This is a genomic window from Stutzerimonas tarimensis (assembly GCF_042648805.1).
Taxonomy (GTDB): domain Bacteria; phylum Pseudomonadota; class Gammaproteobacteria; order Pseudomonadales; family Pseudomonadaceae; genus Azomonas; species Azomonas tarimensis.
In genome coordinates this window covers 101314-118168 of sequence record NZ_JBHRXZ010000016.1, presented here as the reverse complement: position 1 = coordinate 118168, position 16855 = coordinate 101314, and the positions used below count along the sequence as shown (strand labels likewise).

17 protein-coding genes and 1 pseudogene are annotated in these 16855 nt (G+C 63.0%); 12 read left to right on the top strand and 6 right to left on the bottom strand.

The genetic code is table 11. The annotated features are described in order from the left end of the window. Window positions 1–187: 187 nt before the first annotated feature. The 9 genes from exaC (at window position 188) to ACFOMF_RS05865 (ending at window position 10209) form a co-directional block, all read left to right on the top strand. Window positions 188–1708 (top strand): acetaldehyde dehydrogenase ExaC, encoded by a 1521-nt coding sequence (gene exaC, locus ACFOMF_RS05905; protein WP_386362726.1) that lies wholly within the window; start codon window positions 188–190, stop codon window positions 1706–1708. Between the two features lie 280 nt (window positions 1709–1988). Next, window positions 1989–2060: a pyrroloquinoline quinone precursor peptide PqqA gene (gene pqqA / locus ACFOMF_RS05900; protein ID WP_003253598.1), complete on the top strand. Its 72-nt coding sequence runs from the start codon at window positions 1989–1991 to the stop codon at window positions 2058–2060. Window positions 2061–2109: 49 nt separating this feature from the next. Beyond that, a complete protein-coding gene (gene pqqB / locus ACFOMF_RS05895) occupies window positions 2110–3021 on the top strand; it encodes a pyrroloquinoline quinone biosynthesis protein PqqB (RefSeq protein WP_386362232.1) in 912 nt (303 codons plus the stop codon). 72 nt (window positions 3022–3093) lie between these two features. Further along, window positions 3094–3846: a pyrroloquinoline-quinone synthase PqqC gene (gene pqqC, locus ACFOMF_RS05890; RefSeq protein WP_386362230.1), complete on the top strand. Its 753-nt coding sequence runs from the start codon at window positions 3094–3096 to the stop codon at window positions 3844–3846. A 45-nt stretch (window positions 3847–3891) separates the two neighbouring features. Next, complete coding sequence (gene pqqD, locus ACFOMF_RS05885) at window positions 3892–4176, top strand: pyrroloquinoline quinone biosynthesis peptide chaperone PqqD (RefSeq protein WP_386362227.1); 285 nt, start codon at window positions 3892–3894, stop codon at window positions 4174–4176. Continuing rightward, window positions 4148–5296, top strand: a complete 1149-nt coding sequence (gene pqqE, locus ACFOMF_RS05880; RefSeq protein WP_386362224.1) for a pyrroloquinoline quinone biosynthesis protein PqqE — start codon at window positions 4148–4150, stop codon at window positions 5294–5296. Before pqqD ends, pqqE begins: the two co-directional genes overlap by 29 nt. A gap of 29 nt (window positions 5297–5325) precedes the next feature. Next, window positions 5326–7197, top strand: a complete 1872-nt coding sequence (locus ACFOMF_RS05875) for an alpha/beta hydrolase family protein (RefSeq protein WP_386362221.1) — start codon at window positions 5326–5328, stop codon at window positions 7195–7197. A 140-nt stretch (window positions 7198–7337) separates the two neighbouring features. Further along, entirely contained in the window at window positions 7338–8498 is a 1161-nt protein-coding gene (gene ercA / locus ACFOMF_RS05870; RefSeq protein ID WP_386362218.1) for an alcohol dehydrogenase-like regulatory protein ErcA, read from the top strand. Beyond that, a complete protein-coding gene (locus ACFOMF_RS05865) occupies window positions 8482–10209 on the top strand; it encodes a PAS domain-containing hybrid sensor histidine kinase/response regulator (RefSeq protein WP_386362215.1) in 1728 nt (575 codons plus the stop codon). The genes ercA and ACFOMF_RS05865 overlap by 17 nt, the downstream gene beginning before the upstream one ends. A 5-nt stretch (window positions 10210–10214) precedes the next feature. Here the strand turns inward: ACFOMF_RS05865 and ACFOMF_RS05860 are convergent, their stop codons facing one another. The 4 genes from ACFOMF_RS05860 to ACFOMF_RS05845 all read right to left on the bottom strand — a co-directional run bounded on the left by ACFOMF_RS05860 (window position 10215) and on the right by ACFOMF_RS05845 (window position 11372). Further along, complete coding sequence (locus ACFOMF_RS05860) at window positions 10215–10349, bottom strand: hypothetical protein (RefSeq protein WP_386362213.1); 135 nt, start codon at window positions 10347–10349, stop codon at window positions 10215–10217. Between the two features lie 49 nt (window positions 10350–10398). After that, a complete protein-coding gene (locus ACFOMF_RS05855) occupies window positions 10399–10620 on the bottom strand; it encodes a hypothetical protein (RefSeq protein ID WP_386362210.1) in 222 nt (73 codons plus the stop codon). Between the two features lie 86 nt (window positions 10621–10706). Next, the gene (locus ACFOMF_RS05850; RefSeq protein WP_386362208.1) at window positions 10707–11063 is read right to left on the bottom strand and encodes a hypothetical protein; all 357 of its coding nucleotides are present in this window, start codon (window positions 11061–11063) and stop codon (window positions 10707–10709) included. A gap of 45 nt (window positions 11064–11108) precedes the next feature. Then, window positions 11109–11372 carry a YebG family protein gene (locus ACFOMF_RS05845; RefSeq protein WP_386362205.1) on the bottom strand — a complete coding sequence of 88 codons (264 nt, stop codon included), beginning with the start codon at window positions 11370–11372 and terminating at the stop codon, window positions 11109–11111. Between the two features lie 100 nt (window positions 11373–11472). On the opposite strand from ACFOMF_RS05845, the gene ACFOMF_RS05840 reads away from it, so the two are divergent. Together ACFOMF_RS05840 and ACFOMF_RS05835 are read left to right on the top strand one after the other, a co-directional pair. Next, on the top strand, window positions 11473–12156 hold the full coding sequence (locus ACFOMF_RS05840) for an RNA pseudouridine synthase (RefSeq protein WP_386362202.1): 684 nt from the start codon (window positions 11473–11475) through the stop codon (window positions 12154–12156). A gap of 24 nt (window positions 12157–12180) precedes the next feature. Next, a complete protein-coding gene (locus ACFOMF_RS05835) occupies window positions 12181–14106 on the top strand; it encodes a UvrD-helicase domain-containing protein (RefSeq protein WP_386362200.1) in 1926 nt (641 codons plus the stop codon). Window positions 14107–14207: 101 nt separating this feature from the next. Here the strand turns inward: ACFOMF_RS05835 and ACFOMF_RS05830 are convergent. Both ACFOMF_RS05830 and ACFOMF_RS05825 read right to left on the bottom strand, forming a co-directional pair. After that, a pseudogene (locus tag ACFOMF_RS05830) lies at window positions 14208–15161 on the bottom strand (glycoside hydrolase family 5 protein); the annotation flags it as partial. A 566-nt stretch (window positions 15162–15727) separates the two neighbouring features. Next, window positions 15728–15976, bottom strand: coding sequence for a TIGR02647 family protein (locus tag ACFOMF_RS05825; protein ID WP_386362197.1), 249 nt, complete (start codon window positions 15974–15976; stop codon window positions 15728–15730). Window positions 15977–16447: 471 nt separating this feature from the next. On the opposite strand from ACFOMF_RS05825, the gene ACFOMF_RS05820 reads away from it, so the two are divergent. After that, window positions 16448–16780 (top strand): hypothetical protein, encoded by a 333-nt coding sequence (locus ACFOMF_RS05820; RefSeq protein ID WP_386362195.1) that lies wholly within the window; start codon window positions 16448–16450, stop codon window positions 16778–16780. The last annotated feature ends 75 nt before the right edge of the window (window positions 16781–16855 follow it).

The following is a 16855-nucleotide window of genomic DNA, read 5'->3' as shown; positions in this document are numbered from 1 at the left end:
CGGAACACTTCCCAAGCCGCTTCGGCAATCCGCTGCTACCTTGTTCAGGGCTGGTCGCGTACTACCAAAGGACAACCGCACCTATGCCATCGGCGCATTTCTCGTCGTCGGGGCGGCTGCAAAGATCGGCACCATGACCTGGCTGCTATGGCCAGTGTCGCTCTACAAGACAAGAGAGGCCATGACCATGATCTACGCTCAACCCGGTACCGCAGGTTCCATCGTTTCCTTCAAACAGCGCTACGGCAACTACATCGGTGGCGAGTTCGTGGCCCCGGTCAAGGGTGAGTATTTCGTCAACACCAGCCCGGTCACCGGTGAGGTCATCGCCGAATTCCCGCGTTCCAGCGCCGAAGATATCGACAAGGCCCTGGACGCCGCCCATGCGGCCGCCGATGCCTGGGGCTGCACCTCGGTCCAGGAACGCTCGCTGGTCCTGCTGAAGATCGCTGACCGCATCGAACAGAATCTTGAACTGCTCGCCGTCACCGAAACCTGGGACAACGGCAAGGCCGTGCGCGAAACCCTTAATGCCGACGTGCCGCTGGCTGTTGACCACTTCCGCTACTTCGCGGGTTGCATCCGTGCCCAGGAAGGCAGCGCTGCCGAGATCAACGAGCACACCGCCTCCTATCACTTCCATGAGCCGCTGGGTGTTGTCGGCCAGGTGATTCCGTGGAACTTCCCGCTGCTGATGGCCGCCTGGAAGCTGGCTCCGGCGCTGGCCGCCGGTAACGCCATCGTTCTGAAACCCGCCGAGCAGACGCCGCTGTCGATCACCGTGCTGATGGAAATCATCGGTGACCTGCTGCCGCCCGGCGTGCTGAACGTGGTGCAGGGCTTCGGCCGCGAGGCCGGCGAGGCGCTGGCCACCAGCAAGCGCATTGCCAAGATCGCTTTCACCGGTTCCACTCCGGTCGGTTCGCACATCCTCAAGTGCGCCGCCGAGAACATCATCCCGAGCACCGTGGAACTGGGTGGCAAGTCGCCGAACATCTACTTCGAAGACATCATGCAGGCCGAGCCGGCCTTTATCGAGAAAGCGGCCGAGGGCCTGGTACTGGCGTTCTTCAACCAGGGTGAGGTCTGCACCTGCCCGTCGCGAGCCGTGATCCAGGAGTCCATCTACGACGCGTTCATGACCGAGGTCATGAAGAAGATCAAGCAGATCAAGCGCGGCAACCCGCTCGACACCGACACCATGGTCGGCGCCCAGGCGTCCCAACAGCAGTACGACAAGATCCTCTCCTATATGGAGATCGCCCAGCAGGAAGGCGCCGAGATCCTCACCGGTGGTGCCGCCGAGCAGCTCGAAGGCAGCCTGGCCAGCGGTTACTACGTGCAGCCGACCCTGATCAAGGGCCACAACAAGATGCGCGTGTTCCAGGAAGAGATCTTCGGGCCGGTTGTGGGCGTGACCACCTTCAAGGACGAGGCCGAGGCGCTGGCGATTGCCAACGATACCGAGTTCGGCCTGGGGGCCGGCGTCTGGACCCGTGACATCAACCGTGCCTACCGCATGGGCCGCGGCATCAAGGCCGGTCGCGTATGGACCAACTGCTATCACCTGTACCCGGCGCATGCGGCCTTTGGCGGCTATAAGAAGTCCGGTGTCGGCCGTGAAACCCACAAGATGATGCTCGACCACTATCAGCAGACCAAGAACCTGCTGGTGAGCTACGACATCAACCCGCTGGGCTTCTTCTGATTCGAGCGACTTTCTCCTGTCATGCTTTCGGCGCGCCTCGGCGCGCCGTTTTTTCTTTCTGGTGGGTGCTTGCCGACCCCATCCGTTGGGCCTGGACACGCACGCCGAGCCTGTCACATCTGCTCAAACACCGGGCCAGCAAAGGGGCACTCCTGGCGGTGATGGGCGTCAGATACCAACGTAAGCAATAACTCGTTCCAAAGTACCATTGGGTCGTGAAGCCGGAGGGTGCATAACTGTCCTCGCCGGAATATATCGGCCCATAACAGAGGATTCGCCCATGTGGACCAAACCAGCCTTTACCGACCTGCGCATTGGATTTGAAGTCACCATGTACTTCGCCAATCGTTGATTAACAAGAGCCCCGGATCTTCCGGGGCTTGCTGTTTGTTGGGGCTCCCATGCATATCCGTATTCTCGGTTCCGCCGCCGGTGGGGGTTTCCCCCAGTGGAACTGCAACTGCCGCAACTGCCGCGGCCTGCGCGAAGGCACGCTCAACGCCAAGCCTCGTACACAGTCCTCCATCGCCCTGTCTGACGATGGCGTCAACTGGATCATCTGCAACGCCTCGCCCGATATCCGGGCTCAGATCGAGTCCTTTCCCGCTCTCCAGCCCGCCCGCGACGTGCGCGACACTGCCATTCGCGCGCTGATCCTGCTCGACAGCCAGATCGACCACACCACCGGATTGCTTACCCTGCGCGAGGGTTGCCCGCATGATGTCTGGTGCACCGACATGGTCCACCAGGACCTCACCAGCGGGTTTCCGCTGTTCAACATGCTCGAACACTGGAATGGCGGCCTGAACCGCAGGCGTATCGAACTGGACAAGGCGTTCACCGTCGAGGCCTGCCCGGCGCTGCGCATCACGCCGATTCCGCTGCGCAGTGCGGCGCCGCCTTATTCGCCCCACCGCAATGATCCCCATCCTGGCGACAACATCGGCTTGCTGGTCGAGGACAGCCGCACCGGGGGCGTTCTGTTCTATGCCCCGGGCCTGGGTCAGGTCGACGATGCGCTGCTGGACTTGATGGGCCACGCCGACTGCGTACTGGTGGACGGCACGCTCTGGCGCGAGGATGAAATGATCCACGCCGGCGTCGGCACCAAGCTCGGCCGCGAGATGGGCCATCTGCCCCAGAGCGGCGAGGGCGGCATGCTCGAGGCGCTGCAGCGCCTGCCGCGCCAGCGCAAGGTCCTCATCCATATCAACAACACCAATCCGATCTTGGACGAAGACTCCGCCGAGCGCGTCGAACTGGCCGCTCAGGGCGTAGAAGTCTCCTGGGACGGGATGGAAATGGAACTCTGACAACGATCGGCAGGCGCGGCGCCGATTGTCGCCCCGCGCCGCCGTATCGCGTCCACTCTGCGAGGGAAGCCCATGAACCGGCCCGCCATGACACCCGGCGAGTTCGAACAGGCGCTACGCGCCAAAGGCGAGCTGTACCACATTCATCACCCCTACCATATGGCGATGTACCAGGGGCGCGCAACGCGCAAGCAGATCCAGGGTTGGGTGGCCAACCGGTTCTACTATCAGGTGAACATCCCGTTGAAAGACGCGGCGATCATGGCCAACTGCCCGGACCGCGAGACGCGGCGGGAGTGGGTCCAGCGAATCCTCGATCACGATGGTGCGCCGGGCGAAGAGGGCGGTATCGAAGCCTGGCTGCGCCTGGGCGAGGCAGTGGGCCTCGACCGCGAAGTGATCCTGTCGCAGGAGCTGGTCCTGCCAGGCGTGCGCTTCGCCGTCGATGCCTACGTCAATTTCGCCCGGCGGGCGAGCTGGCAGGAGGCGGCCAGCAGCTCGCTGACCGAATTGTTCGCGCCGCAGATTCACCAGTCGCGGCTGGATGCCTGGCCGCAGCACTACCCCTGGATCGACGCCTCGGGCTATGACTATTTCCGCAAGCGGTTGAAGGAAGCCCGGCGCGATGTCGAGCACGGCCTGCGCATTACCCTGGCTCACTACGACACGCGAGAGGCCCAGGAGCGCATGCTGGACATCCTGCAGTTCAAGCTGGACATTCTGTGGAGCATGCTGGATGCCATGAGCATGGCTTACGAACTTGACCGTCCGCCCTACCACACGGTCACAGACGAGCGTGTCTGGCACCGGGGGATCGCTCTTTGAACATTCTTCTGCATCGTGCACGAACCCCTTGCCCCGGAGTTCAGCATGTCCGGGCCTGAAGTCGCCCTGACCCAGGTGCCTAAGCTGCGGCGCGGTTATCGCTTTCAGTGGGAGCCAGCGCAAAACTGCCATGTGCTGCTCTATCCCGAAGGCATGATCAAGCTGAACGAGAGTGCCGGCGAGATCCTCAAGCTTGTCGACGGCCAGCGCAGCATCGGCGCCATCGTCGCCGAATTGCAGGCCCGTTTTCCCGAGGCGGAGGGGATCGCCGAGGACATCCTGGCGTTATTCGAGGTAGCCAATGAACGCTTCTGGATCGAACTGCAGTGAAAGCGCGGTGGGGCCGCCGCTCTGGTTGCTGGCCGAGCTCACCTACCGCTGCCCGCTGCAATGCCCATACTGCTCCAACCCGGTGGATTTCGCCCGGCAGGGCGAAGAGCTCAGCACAGCCCAGTGGATCGAGGTGTTTCGCCAAGCGCGCGCGATGGGTGCCGCGCAGCTGGGGTTTTCCGGCGGTGAGCCACTGGTTCGCCAGGATCTGGTTGAGCTGATCGCCGCGGCCCGTGATCTGGGGTTTTACACCAACCTCATCACCTCCGGCATCGGTCTGACCGACGCCAAGGTCGCGGCCTTCGCCGAGGCCGGGCTGGATCACATCCAGATCAGCTTCCAGGCCGCTGACGAGGAGCTGAACAACCTGCTCGCCGGCAGTGGCAAGGCCTATGCACAAAAGGTCGCCATGGCCCGTTCGGTAAAGGCCCACGGCTATCCGATGGTGCTCAATTTCGTCACCCATCGGCTGAACATCGATCGCATCGACGAGATCATCGAGCTCTGCCTGGAACTGGAGGCCGACTTCGTCGAACTCGCCACCTGCCAGTTCTATGGCTGGGCCGAGCTGAACCGGGCCGGGCTGCTTCCAAGCAGGGCGCAGATGGCACGGGCCGAGCGCATCACCAACGAGTACCGCGAAAAGCTGGCGGCGCAGAATCATCCGTGCAAGCTCATCTTTGTCACCCCGGACTATTACGAAGAGCGCCCCAAGGCCTGCATGAATGGATGGGGAAGCCTGTTCCTGGACATCACCCCGGACGGCACTGCCTTGCCCTGCCACAGCGCGCGCCAGCTCCCGGTCGCCTTCCCCAGCGTCCGTGAGCACAGCCTGGCGCATATCTGGTATGAGTCGTTCGGTTTCAACCGTTTCCGCGGCCAAGACTGGATGCCCGAGCCCTGCCGCTCGTGCGACGAGAAGGAGCGGGACTTCGGTGGCTGTCGCTGCCAGGCTTTCATGCTCACCGGCGACGCCAGCAACGCTGATCCGGTATGTGGCAAGTCGATGCATCACGAGCTGATCCTGCAGGCGCGACGGGAGGCAGAAACCGTCAGCGCAACGGCTGAAACGCTGCAATATCGCAACGAGAAGGCGTCCCGGCTGATCTGCAGGAGCTGAGGTTCGCCGGCCACCAGGCCTGGAGCCATGTGAACGAACTACCCTATGGATACTGGCCCAGCGACTGGACCGCCGAGGATGCCGCCAGTGCCAGCCGTGATTTCGCCGAGCTGGCCGCCGGCCATGGTGGTCTGTACTGGGTGCAGTACGACCCTGCCGACGCCCGCTCGACCCTCTGGTTCCAGGATGACCAGGGCAGCCGCTGCCTGACCCCGGAGGGGGTCTCCCTCGGCAGCCGGGTCTATGAATATGGCGGGGGTGCGCTGTGCGTGCTTGAAACGGGCGTGGCCTTCGTCAATGGCCGGGATCAGCAGATCTACCGGCAGGCTACCGATCCGGTCGCAGCGCCGGCGCTGCTCACCAGCGCTGCTCACTGCCGGTACGCTGCGCTGTGCCTTGACCGCCACGGCCAGACACTGCTTGCCGTGGAGGAAGACCGAAGCTCTGCGACCGCCGTGCATCGGTTGGTGGCGTTCAGTCTGGTCGAGGGGCAGCGCAGCGTGATAGCCGAAGGCGCCGACTTCTATGCGGCGCCTTGCCCCAGCGTCAAGGGAAACCAACTGGCCTGGGTCGAGTGGAGCCGCCCGGACCAGCCCTGGACCGCGACCCGCCTGATGCTGGCCGAACGCGACCCGGCTGGCGGCTGGACGGCCCCCCGTTGCATTGCCGGCGGTGCTCGCGACCAGTCGATACAGCAACCGCGCTTCGCGCCTGACGGGCGTCTCCATGCGCTCAGCGACCTTGCCGGCTGGTGGCAACCCTGGGTCTGGGATCAGGGCCGCTGGATGCCTCTGGGCGAGGCATCGCCAGGCGCGCCGGTGGCGCTTGCCGACCATGCCGCGGCACCCTGGCAACTGGGCGCCTCGACCTACCTGCCCCTGGCTGAGGAGAAATGGCTAGCGACCCGCTTTCATGACGGGTTCGGGGAGCTCTGGTTGACGGAGGGGCCTGGCGCCCGGCGGCTCGCCACGGCCTTCAGCCGTTTCCGGCAGCTCACTGCCGATGATCGCTGCTTCTATGCCATTGCCGCTGCGCCGGATCGGCTCCCGGCCATCATTGCCATCGATCGGATATCCGCTGAGCTGCGCCTGGTCACCGGCGGCGAACAGCCCCTGGCCGAGGCCCAGTTGTCGCGTCCGCAGCCGCTTCACTTCGCCAGCGGCGAAGGGTGGGCGCACGCCTTCTTCTACCCCCCACGCAACATCGCTCATCAGGGGGCCGGTGCTCCACCGCTGGTGATCTTCGTGCATGGCGGGCCGACTTCAGCCTGCTATCCGGTGTTCGATCCGCGCATCCAGTTCTGGACCCAGCGCGGCTTTGCCGTGGCCGACCTGAACTATCGAGGCTCCAGTGGCTTCGGTCGAGCCATGCGTATGCAATTGAAAGGGGAGTGGGGCAGGCTGGAAGTGGAGGACGCCTGTGCGCTCGTCGAGTATCTGGCCGATCAGCAGCGTATCGATCCGCAGCGCGTCTTCATTCGAGGCTCCAGCGCCGGCGGCTACACCGCACTCTGCGCACTGGCGTCTGCCTCGGTGTTTCGCGGAGGCGGAAGCCTCTATGGCGTCAGCGATCCGCTGAGCTTGCGCCGCGCGACCCACAAGTTCGAAGGCGACTATCTCGACTGGCTGATCGGCGACCCCGAGCAGGATGCCGAGCGCTATCACCAGCGGACGCCGCTCTGCCATGCCGACCGCATCACGGCGCCGGTGATCTTCTTCCAGGGTGGCCAGGATGCCGTGGTGGTGCCAGCGCAGACCGAGTCGATGGTCGAAGCGCTGCGGGTCCGTGGTGTGCCGGTGGAGTACAGGCTCTATCCCGGTGAGCGACACGGTTTCCGCCAGGCAGCCAATCTTGCCGATGCCCTTGAACGCGAGTATCGCTTCTACCAAAGACTGTTGTGAGCGGCTCGCCGTCGGCTCGCAGCCCTGAGCGCCTTGCAGTACCATCGCCGTCAGGCGCCGCCCAACGATCGGCGCGAAGAGATGACGACCTGCCGATAGGCAGGCTGTCACTAGCGATCCCCTAAGAACAACCGAGCCGTATGTCTTCGATAACCGCACTTCGCAAGTTCGTCAGCCCGGAAATCATCTTCGGGGCTGGCTCTCGCCATTCGGTAGGTAATTACGCCTCGACCTTTGGCGCGCGACGGGTACTGGTGGTTTCGGACCCGGGCGTACAGGCGGCGGGCTGGGTCGGTGATGTATTGGCGAGCCTCGATCAGCAGGGCATCCAACATGTAGTGTTCACCGGCGTCTCGCCCAATCCCCGGGTGGATGAGGTGATGCTCGGGGCCGACCTCTACCGCACCAGCGTCTGCGACGTGATCGTCGCGGTCGGCGGTGGCAGCCCGATGGACTGTGCCAAAGGGATCGGCATCGTCGCCGCCCATGGTCGCAACATCCTCGAGTTCGAGGGCGTCGACACCATCCGCATGCCCAGCCCGCCGTTGATCCTGATTCCGACCACGGCAGGCACATCGGCGGACGTCTCGCAGTTCGTGATCATTTCCGATCAGGTGGAGCGGGTGAAGTTTTCCATCGTCAGCAAGGCAGTGGTTCCGGACGTGTCGCTGATCGACCCGGAAACCACGGCGAGCATGGATCCCTTTCTCTCCGCCTGTACCGGGATCGATGCCCTGGTTCATGCGATCGAGGCCTTCGTTTCCACCGGACACGGGCCGCTGACCGATCCCCATGCCCTCGAGGCCATGCGGCTGATCAACGGCAACCTGGTGGCGATGATCGCCAACCCGAGCGATATCGAGCTGCGCGAAAAGATCATGCTCGGAAGCATGCAGGCTGGCCTGGCATTCTCCAATGCCATTCTCGGAGCGGTACATGCGATGTCCCACAGCCTTGGCGGGTTCCTCGACCTGCCGCACGGGTTGTGCAACGCAGCGCTGGTCGAGCATGTGGTTGCCTTCAACTTCAACGCTGCACCGGAGCGCTTCCGGATCGTGGCTGAAACGCTCGGCATCGATTGCCGCGGTCTGACTCCGCCCCAGGTCCGCGCACGGCTGGTGGATCACCTGATTGCCTTCAAGCGCGCCGTGGGGTTCGAAGAAACGCTTCGCCTGCACGGCGTCGACAGCTCCGACATTCCCTTTCTTTCTCGGCATGCCATGGCCGACCCCTGCATTCTGACCAATCCCCGCCAGTCGACCCAGCGGGACGTCGAGGTTGTCTATGGCGAAGCCCTTTGACCCCGCCGACGTCGCCGATCTGCTCGGGCTGGGGAGCCATTCGGTCCGCAAGAGCTACTACCCGGAACTAGCTGCTCGGCTCGATGAACTGGAGCAGGAGCGCAATCGCTACAAGTGGCTGTTCGAACATGCCGTTCACGGCATCTTCCAGGCGCGCCTGAACGCAGCCATCTGTGCCGCCAACCCGGCGTTTGCCCGAATGCTTGGATATCAGGAGCCGGCGCAGATCGTGGCGCGGGCCGACCTGGTCGAGCGCCTGTTCGCCGGCGGGGCCGGCGAGCTGGGACACATCCGCCAGGTCCTGCGCGACAAGCACGGGCTGTTCAGCTATGAGACGCGTCTGCTGCGCCAGGATGGTAGCGCTGTCGACGTGATGATGAACCTGCTGTACAAGCCAGACGAAGGCGATCTGGTCGAAGGCTTCGTCGCCGATATCACCGAACGAAAGCAGGCCCAGCGTCGCCTGTTGCAGCTCAACGACGAGCTGGAGCAGCGTGTCGCCAAGCGAACCGAGCAGCTGTTGTCGACCAATCGTCATCTACAGCAGGAAATCGCCGAGCGTGAGCGGATGGAATCTCAGTTGCGCGAGGCGCGGGATATTGCCGAAGACGCCAATCGCAGCAAGGACAAGTTTCTCGCTGCTGCCAGTCATGACCTGCTGCAACCGATGAACGCGGCTCGGCTGCTGATCTCCACGCTGCGCGAGCGCGACCTGCCGCTCGCCGAGCAGGTGCTCATCGAGCGCTCGCACCAGGCGCTGGAGAGCGCCGAGGATATGCTTTCGGACCTGCTGGACATCTCCAGGCTCGACCAGGCCGCGGTCAAGCCGGATCTGGACACCTACAGCCTGGACGAGCTGCTGTCGCCGCTGGCTTCGGAATTCCAGTCTGTCGCCGAGGCGGCCGGGCTCCGTCTGAAGGTGCGATTTCCCGAGGCGGCGGTGCGTACCGACGGCCGCCTGCTCAGCCGGATCCTGCGCAACCTCCTGAGCAATGCCTGCCGTTATACCCAGGAGGGCGGCATCCTGCTGGGCGCACGCCGCCGCGGCGATCAGATCAGGATCGAGGTGCGCGACACCGGCCGGGGTATTCCCGCGGATCAGCTCGAAGCGATCTTCCTGGAGTTCAACCAGCTCGACCTCGAGCGCGGGCACGAGCGCAAGGGCGTGGGCCTGGGGCTGGCGATCGTCGACCGGATCGCCGGGATCCTCGATTACCGGGTCCAGGTTCGGTCGGAAGTCGGCCGGGGCTCGACCTTCTGGCTGGATCTGCCGAGCGCCGCGCTGGCGCCCGCCCCCGATATCCCGTCACGTCCACTGCCTTCGCTGGGCGATCCCTTGCCCGGGTGTCGTGTGTTGGTCATCGACAACGAGGCGAGCATTCTGACGAGCATGGCTGCGCTCCTGGGGCAGTGGGGCTGCAGCGTGTTGACGGCCAGGGATGAGCGAGAGGCCTTCGAGGTGCTTCAGGAGCGGCCGCCAGAGGTGATCCTGGCTGACTACCACCTCGATGACGGCGTTGTCGGTTCCGATGTGATAAAGCAGTTGCGCCAGCGCTTTGCCAGTGAGATTCCCGTGGCGATGATCACCGCCGACCGCAGCGACCTGTGCCTGCGCGAACTGCACGCCCAGGGCGTGCCGCTGCTCAACAAGCCGGTCAAGCCAGGCAAGCTGCGGGCGGTGCTTACCCAGCTACTGACGGCCAAGGCCTGACTGGCTCAGAGCGCGTCAGGCCCTGGCTGGGCGGGATCCATTGCAGGAGATTCCTGATCGGCCTGCTCAAGCGCTTCAGCCAGCTCCACCTCGTCGGGTAGGACGTCGGCCTCCTGCTCGGACTCGTCCAGGTCATTCAACGGTGATTCATCCGCACGAAACACTGGGGCGGGGTGTCGCCGAGCCTGCTCAGTGCCAGGCATCATGGGCAAACCCCTCCATCTCGAGCGTGGCACCAAGATCACTGATCAGCATGCCCTGTTCGACCCAGTGGGGCACGCCGGCATAGGTCAGTCTCAGTGGATCCCGACCATCGATGGAGGCGCCACAGGCAACCATCTCGTCAACGTGGGCACGCAGTGCATGAAACTGCCGTTGCTCCACGTGCTGTTCGCTTTCGCCCGCTCCCATCACATCCTCCGCGTCTCAGGTCTCTCTGGTTCAGACCTGGCTGGCCATGGTCAGGTTCACCCTTTGATTCTGGCAGAGGGTAGGCATCAATCAAGTCTGGCTGCCTTGCCTTCGCAGCGCTTGGATTCCCGGCAACCGCTGGCCGGGTCGAAGCCTCGAGTGCGGCAGGAGTACTGGACCACGGCATTGCCTCCGAGGCGTGCGGTTTCCAGCTTCAACAGCCAGACCCCTTCGCCCTCGGTACCAGGGAAGCGGCTGAAGGAGCCGCTGTCACAGGTCACGCTGCGAACCGGCCCGATGACGGTATTGCCAGGTGCGACGGCCGAGGCGGGATAGGCCCGGACCTTCGCAGCGAGCTGGGTCTCGTGTTCGCTGAAGTCAGTTGGCGAGGCCGCGCAGCCAGCGAGGATCAGCGCGGCGAGGGCAATGCAGGCGACTTTCATGGGAAGCGCGGCTCCGGTCGGGATATCGCTTCGACCGGCTCTGAATCAGTCCGTTTCCGCAGGTTCACCGACTTCGGCCAAAGCCTCGAGGTTCTGCTTGAACGCCTTGGCGAACTGATCCCGGTGTCGGGCCATGAAGATCCCGGCTTCCTCCGCCTGTTGTTCGGACAACGAGGGCACGGCCCTCTGCAATGCCGAGGCCAGCGCATCGGCCAGTTCCAGCATCTTGTCGTGACGATCGGCTTCTGCTTTATCCATGAACAAACGCTCCGGGTCCCAGCTGCTCCGATAAACCACTTCGACGGCCATCATTGGCTCCCACTGTGCTGTATATGTGTACAGTCTATGCGCCAGGCATGCGCCTGCCAAGCGGAGTGCTACAATATCGGCCCTCTCAAGGTTGCCTCCCATGTCCGATTCCATTCGCCTGTCCAAATGCGTCACCCAGCTCACCGGCTGCTCCCGGCGGGAAGCCGAGCTCTACATCGAGGGCGGCTGGGTAACCGTCGATGGGGCGGTGGTGGATCTGCCTCAGTACCCCGTCGAAGGACAAGGTGTCGAACTGCTGCCCGGAGCCGTGGCCGAACCCCTGGAGCCTGCGACCCTGCTGCTCAATGTGCCGGTTGGCTATGCCGGCGAGGCGAGCCAGCTGATTCGCGTCGACAGTCACTGGAGCGCTGATGTGAGCCGGCAGCGGGTGCTCAAGGGACACTTTGCGCGGTTGAGCGCGGCGCTGCCGCTGCAGGCAGGCGCCGGCGGCCTTGCGGTGTTCAGCCAGGATTGGCGGGCTCTGCGCAAACTCAACGATGATTCGGCACGCATCGAGCAGGAATATGTCGCCGAGGTCAGGGGGCAGATCAGTCCTGGTGGATTGGCCCGGCTCAATGAAGGGCGCGGTTGCAAGGTCAGCTGGCAGAACGAGCACCACCTGCGCTTTGCCCTGAAACAGGTTGCCCCCGGGATGATCCACACGCTGTGTGCAGGCGTCGGTCTGACGATACGAACGCTCAAGCGCATCCGTATCGGAGGCGTCCCGATGGGCAAGATGCCGCCGGGGCAGTGGCGCTATCTGGCACCCGGTGAGCGCTTCTAGCCTCGGGCACCCAGGACCGTCACGATGTTGTCCGCCGTCAAGCGCTACCGCGCGCTGCTCACAGCGACTCTCAGGGCATGCTTTCCCCGGACTTCGGCCTACCTGCGCGAGCAGCATGGCTCGGCCCTGTCTCATGCCTATCCCCACCCGAATGCCCCCTTGGTCTCCGGCGCTACCAGCAGGGTCAAGAGCAAGGCGACGGCCAAGGCCCGTGCCAAAGGGGCGGCAAAACCTCGCGCGAAACGAGCGCAGCCCGCCAGCGAGGGCATCTATGGGCCGTCCCCGCTATCGGTAACAACCGGGCAGATCCAGGCGATGCGCGAGCAGGTCAAGGCTGCAGTGGGCAAGGGGCTGCTGGGAGAGCCTTCGGATGAGCAATGGACGATGATCACCTGTGAGCATCCGGTGGCGCGGGTGTTTGCCGGGGCCGGTTCGGGCAAGTCCTCCACATTGCTGCTTCGCGTGGTATTCATGCTCTGTCACCTGAAGGTCGCGCCCGAGCGGTTGACGGTCATTTCCTTTACCAACGCCTCCTGCGCCGAGTTGCGGGGCAAGCTGGTCGAGCTGCTGCAGTTCTGGTCCTATCCCTTCGATGAGACGAGCGCGCGCCGCTGTGTACGCACCTTTCATTCGGCCATGGGCATGATGGCCCGGCAGGCGCTTGGTGATCCGCGCTGGTTCGAACAGTCCGGTCGGGGTCGAAGCGGCGAGCCCGACGACAGCCTGGCAACCGGTAGCGCCCAGCGTGCCGTGCTCAAGGAGACTTACCAGTCCTGCTACGCCGAGAACGCCGACTTCCGCGAGCGGGTGCATCGGTTGCTCGGCGCGCCTCCGCCTGCGTCCGGAAAGCCGGCGGGCAAGGCGCCACTGAACCTTTATCGATTGCCAGGTGAGTTCCGCGCGCTGCCCTTGTTCGAGGCGTTCCAGGTCCAGGCGGGCTTCGCCGAAAGCATCGGCTTGCGCCCGGAGTGCCTGACCGGCGATGGGATGAGCGGGGTGGAAGAGGATTTCGCCGAGGCGCTGGCACTCTTCTGGCGCAGTTTCAACGAGCAGCTCGCTGCCCGGGGATTGATGACCTTCAATCACGGATTCCAGCAGCTGACCGAGACGCTTGGCGACAATGGCAGCAGCTTCGGCGAGACCGCGTTGATACCCTTCAGCCATCTGCTGATCGACGAATTCCAGGACATTTCCCCGCAGATCGTACTCTGGTTGCAGGCGGCGCAGCGTGAGCTGACGCGCCGGGGCCAGGCGGTGAGTCTCATGGCCATTGGCGACGACTGGCAATCGATCTACGGCTGGCGCGGCAGTTCGCCGGAGCTTTTCCTGGACTTCGACCGCCACTTTCCGGGCAAGGGACGCTTGAAGAAGAGCAGGGTGCTGCGTCTGGAAACCAACTACCGCTCGGTGGCACCTGTCATGGAGGACGCGGCGCGCATGCTGGCGGAGGTTTCCTGCAAGCAGGACAAGAACTGCCGGGCCGCGAAAGTCACAGGGCCCGGGGATCATGGCGTCAAGCTGGTGCCAGGGTTCGACCTTCGCACGGGCATGGATGCCTTGCTCGAAGAGGTGACGGCCCAGTGCAGCCTGCGCCACACAGACGAAAAAACTGCCGTCCTGCTGCTGAGCCGCGGCAACGACGCGCTCAAGCGCATCCAGGCCAGGCTCGACCCGGCGCTACCGGTCAGGGCACTGACCATCCACCGTGCCAAGGGGTTGCAGGCGGAAGTGGCGATCATCCTCGATGACTGCGAGCCGCCGCCCGCGCACCCGTTTCGCAATGCGCTCTACGCCAGGTCCGGCTTCTTCCGCAGCAGTTATGACCAGGCGATGCGCGACGAAACCGCGCGGCTGGCTTATGTCGCCATCACCCGTGGCGCCAGTCGAGTGATCTGGTTTACCCATAACACCCAAGGCGCGGCAGGCGCGCTGGTGAATCGCCGCTCTTGATCATTTGTGAGCCATCCAGCTCGCCAGCAGACGACGGTATGGAAAATCCGGGATGAGAAAAGCCCCGGCCGCAGGGTCGCGACCGGGGCCTGGTGCAGCTTTTACTGGCCGGGGCCGATAGTGCTGCAGCTGTGGCTGGTGTTTGCCTGTGCCTGGAGCATGGGCAATTGCGGGCGCTCTCCGTCGCTACGGGGCTCGATGGCCAGGGCGTAGCTGCCCCACCAGGAGCCTCCTGCCCAATAGGTACTGGGGATGCAGTGCTCGCGCAGGTACGTGAGCACACGGTCGGTGGCTACTATTCCGGAGGGTGAAAAGTCCGGCACGCCGTGCTCGCCGATGAACCCACGCAGGTTGTGCTGCTTGAGCCAATCCACGAAGGGCTTGAGCTTTTTCACCCCGACATCCGGTTCGTACACCGCGTCGCGATCATTGAAGCGGCCGGAATTATCGATGTCGATGTACATGTGCGCTTCGTACACCAGGTTGTTTTTCGGGTCCCGCATCCAGGGATCGTTCACCAGGTTGGGGTTGTAGCGTGCCCAGGCATGGGCGTTGGAGTAGTGGTCGCCCGCGACGAAGACCCAGCGCTCCTTGTCCACCGTGCGAATCGCCTTGGCGGCGGCCATGGCAGCTTCAGGCCAGAAACCGTTGGTGCTGTAGGGCTCGTTCATCAAGCCATAACCATACACTGCCGGGTGGTTGACCAAGCGCTGCGCCAGCAGTCGCCAAGTATTGGCGAACTGGCTGATCGGAACCTCATCGGTGGCAATCAGGTGGCCGAAGTAGCGGTAATAGTTGTGCATGTCCAGGATGACCTTGACGTCATGCTTGTGGGCACGGTCGAGGGTCTGAATCATCCGCGACAACTCGGCCGCATCAAGGCCTGCGTCCAGTTGCGGCTGGATGCGTTCCCAGCGGAACGGCAGGCGTACCAGTTTCATGTTCAGCTCGGCGTAGCGCTTGAAATGCGACTCGGACGGGTAGATGTAGTCCTTGCCATGCACGCCCGGCCGTTTGCTGCCGAATTCCGCGCCGGCGAGGTTGACCCCGACCAGGGCGATGGGTGAACTAGCTGCCAGCGCGCTTACAGGAAGCGCGCCGCTTCCCAGAATTGCCGCCATGGCGATGGAGTGAACAAGCACTTTCCGTACACTTACGATGGACATTTCGCCTCTCCAGAACTTGATACTGCAAAGGGCAAAAGCCCTTCAAAAAAACAAGGAGCCTGATCGAGCCGCTCTGGCTCAGGGCTATCCGCAGCAGTTCGCCACGATTGGGTAGCGTGTGGGCTGCGAGAGGAGAGTTATAAAAGAAAGAGAGCCGCGAAGCTAAATAATTTTGACGTCATTAAAACGTCGAATTTAGCGGGCGAGAGAAAATAACATAATGAATTGCCGGGTAATGTTGAAATGATGTCGCGGCCGAGGCCGCCAGGAGCAAGGAGGTCAGAATTTCAGCCAAATAAAAGTCGCCAAAAAAATGAACAACGCTCGGAAAGCCTGAACTGGGAGGAGTGTATAAATCCGACGAACGGATATGCACTTGAGGCCCACGCTGTTGTCGGCGCAGGCCATTGAAAACGGGAAGGGGGCCGATGAATGAAGAGCGGTGAGCGATGCCCCTAATTGACCTGCTCGGGCTGGGTGAGTATGAGCATCAGCCCCTGCACATGCTCCGCCGCATCGCGGCCCAGGTCGGTTAGATACCCTCCGTCCGGCTGAGTCACCAGACCCTTCTGATGGAGCCGCCTGGCAGCGGCAATAGCGTCTGGACGGGCGTCATGGCGGATTTTCACGCCGCTGAGATGGTTGTCCAGATCAAACAGCGCGAGGACATCGATTTCCGAAACCAGATCGGGCGAATAGGGCATGGCGATTCCTTGTAATTATCAGGGTAGGGCTGGAATCAGTGTAGACACCCTGCCTTCTGCGCGCTCAGAAGGTTTCGCTCGCTCGGCGCTTCGATATGCGGCGGAGAATATCAAATTGCCATCAATGACTTGAATGGCGTCATGTAAGCAGCATCAGCTCCGTTCAATAATGGCTTTTAGCCGCTATAACCAGGGTCCTGTTACTTGACGCGTTGAAGCCAAGAGCGGGAAAGCTCCGTTGTCTTGAGCCGCCGAGCGTTGGGCCTAGCAAAGGGCGGTCAGGGAAGACGCACTACAACTTGAACAAGAATTCATACCGTTTGTAGATTAATCCTGCTTTACCGCTGGACGGTACTGGGGTGTCGAAATGGTCGTAGTGATAATGGCGTCACTTTTTCGCCGCCTGAAACATCTGTTTCAGTCTTTTCTATTTCGCTCACGCTGATTAATTGCTCGCGCAAAGGAACCGACATGCCACAGGCCATCCATGCTGTTGCCGCCGCCGCTTTGTCCATCACACTCCTGACAGGCTGTGCCTCAACCAAGCCCTCGCTGGGTCATGGTCTGGTAGCGGGAAGCGCTCCCGTGGTGATGCCGCCGGAAGAAAACAGCGAGGATGGGACGCTGCGAATGGAGACGCAGCGGGTGGTCAAGTCACCGAAGGATTTCAAGGATTATCTGGTGATTGTCACTGACTTCTGCGAGCAGACCGGCGATGGCCCGATCAAGCCCATCGACCGTCAGTTCAGTGGACTATTGGCCTTGGCCTACAGCTTTCATACGATCAAGAACTGTAGCCTCTGAGCGGGGCGGTGGCCGAGCTCGGTTCCGGTCGCCCTCTCGCTGAGCAAGACTGCCAAAGCCGCCCCACGGGGCGGC

Coding starts and splice junctions, on each gene's coding strand:
- exaC (WP_386362726.1), top strand. CDS start 188: ATGATCTACGCTCAACCCGGTACCGCAGGTTCCATCGTTTCCTTCAAA.
- pqqB (WP_386362232.1), top strand. CDS start 2,110: ATGCATATCCGTATTCTCGGTTCCGCCGCCGGTGGGGGTTTCCCCCAG.
- pqqC (WP_386362230.1), top strand. CDS start 3,094: ATGAACCGGCCCGCCATGACACCCGGCGAGTTCGAACAGGCGCTACGC.
- pqqD (WP_386362227.1), top strand. CDS start 3,892: ATGTCCGGGCCTGAAGTCGCCCTGACCCAGGTGCCTAAGCTGCGGCGC.
- pqqE (WP_386362224.1), top strand. CDS start 4,148: ATGAACGCTTCTGGATCGAACTGCAGTGAAAGCGCGGTGGGGCCGCCG.
- ercA (WP_386362218.1), top strand. CDS start 7,338: ATGTCTTCGATAACCGCACTTCGCAAGTTCGTCAGCCCGGAAATCATC.
- ACFOMF_RS05865 (WP_386362215.1), top strand. CDS start 8,482: ATGGCGAAGCCCTTTGACCCCGCCGACGTCGCCGATCTGCTCGGGCTG.
- ACFOMF_RS05855 (WP_386362210.1), bottom strand. CDS start 10,620: ATGGGAGCGGGCGAAAGCGAACAGCACGTGGAGCAACGGCAGTTTCAT.
- ACFOMF_RS05850 (WP_386362208.1), bottom strand. CDS start 11,063: ATGAAAGTCGCCTGCATTGCCCTCGCCGCGCTGATCCTCGCTGGCTGC.
- ACFOMF_RS05845 (WP_386362205.1), bottom strand. CDS start 11,372: ATGGCCGTCGAAGTGGTTTATCGGAGCAGCTGGGACCCGGAGCGTTTG.
- ACFOMF_RS05840 (WP_386362202.1), top strand. CDS start 11,473: ATGTCCGATTCCATTCGCCTGTCCAAATGCGTCACCCAGCTCACCGGC.
- ACFOMF_RS05835 (WP_386362200.1), top strand. CDS start 12,181: ATGTTGTCCGCCGTCAAGCGCTACCGCGCGCTGCTCACAGCGACTCTC.
- ACFOMF_RS05825 (WP_386362197.1), bottom strand. CDS start 15,976: ATGCCCTATTCGCCCGATCTGGTTTCGGAAATCGATGTCCTCGCGCTG.
- ACFOMF_RS05820 (WP_386362195.1), top strand. CDS start 16,448: ATGCCACAGGCCATCCATGCTGTTGCCGCCGCCGCTTTGTCCATCACA.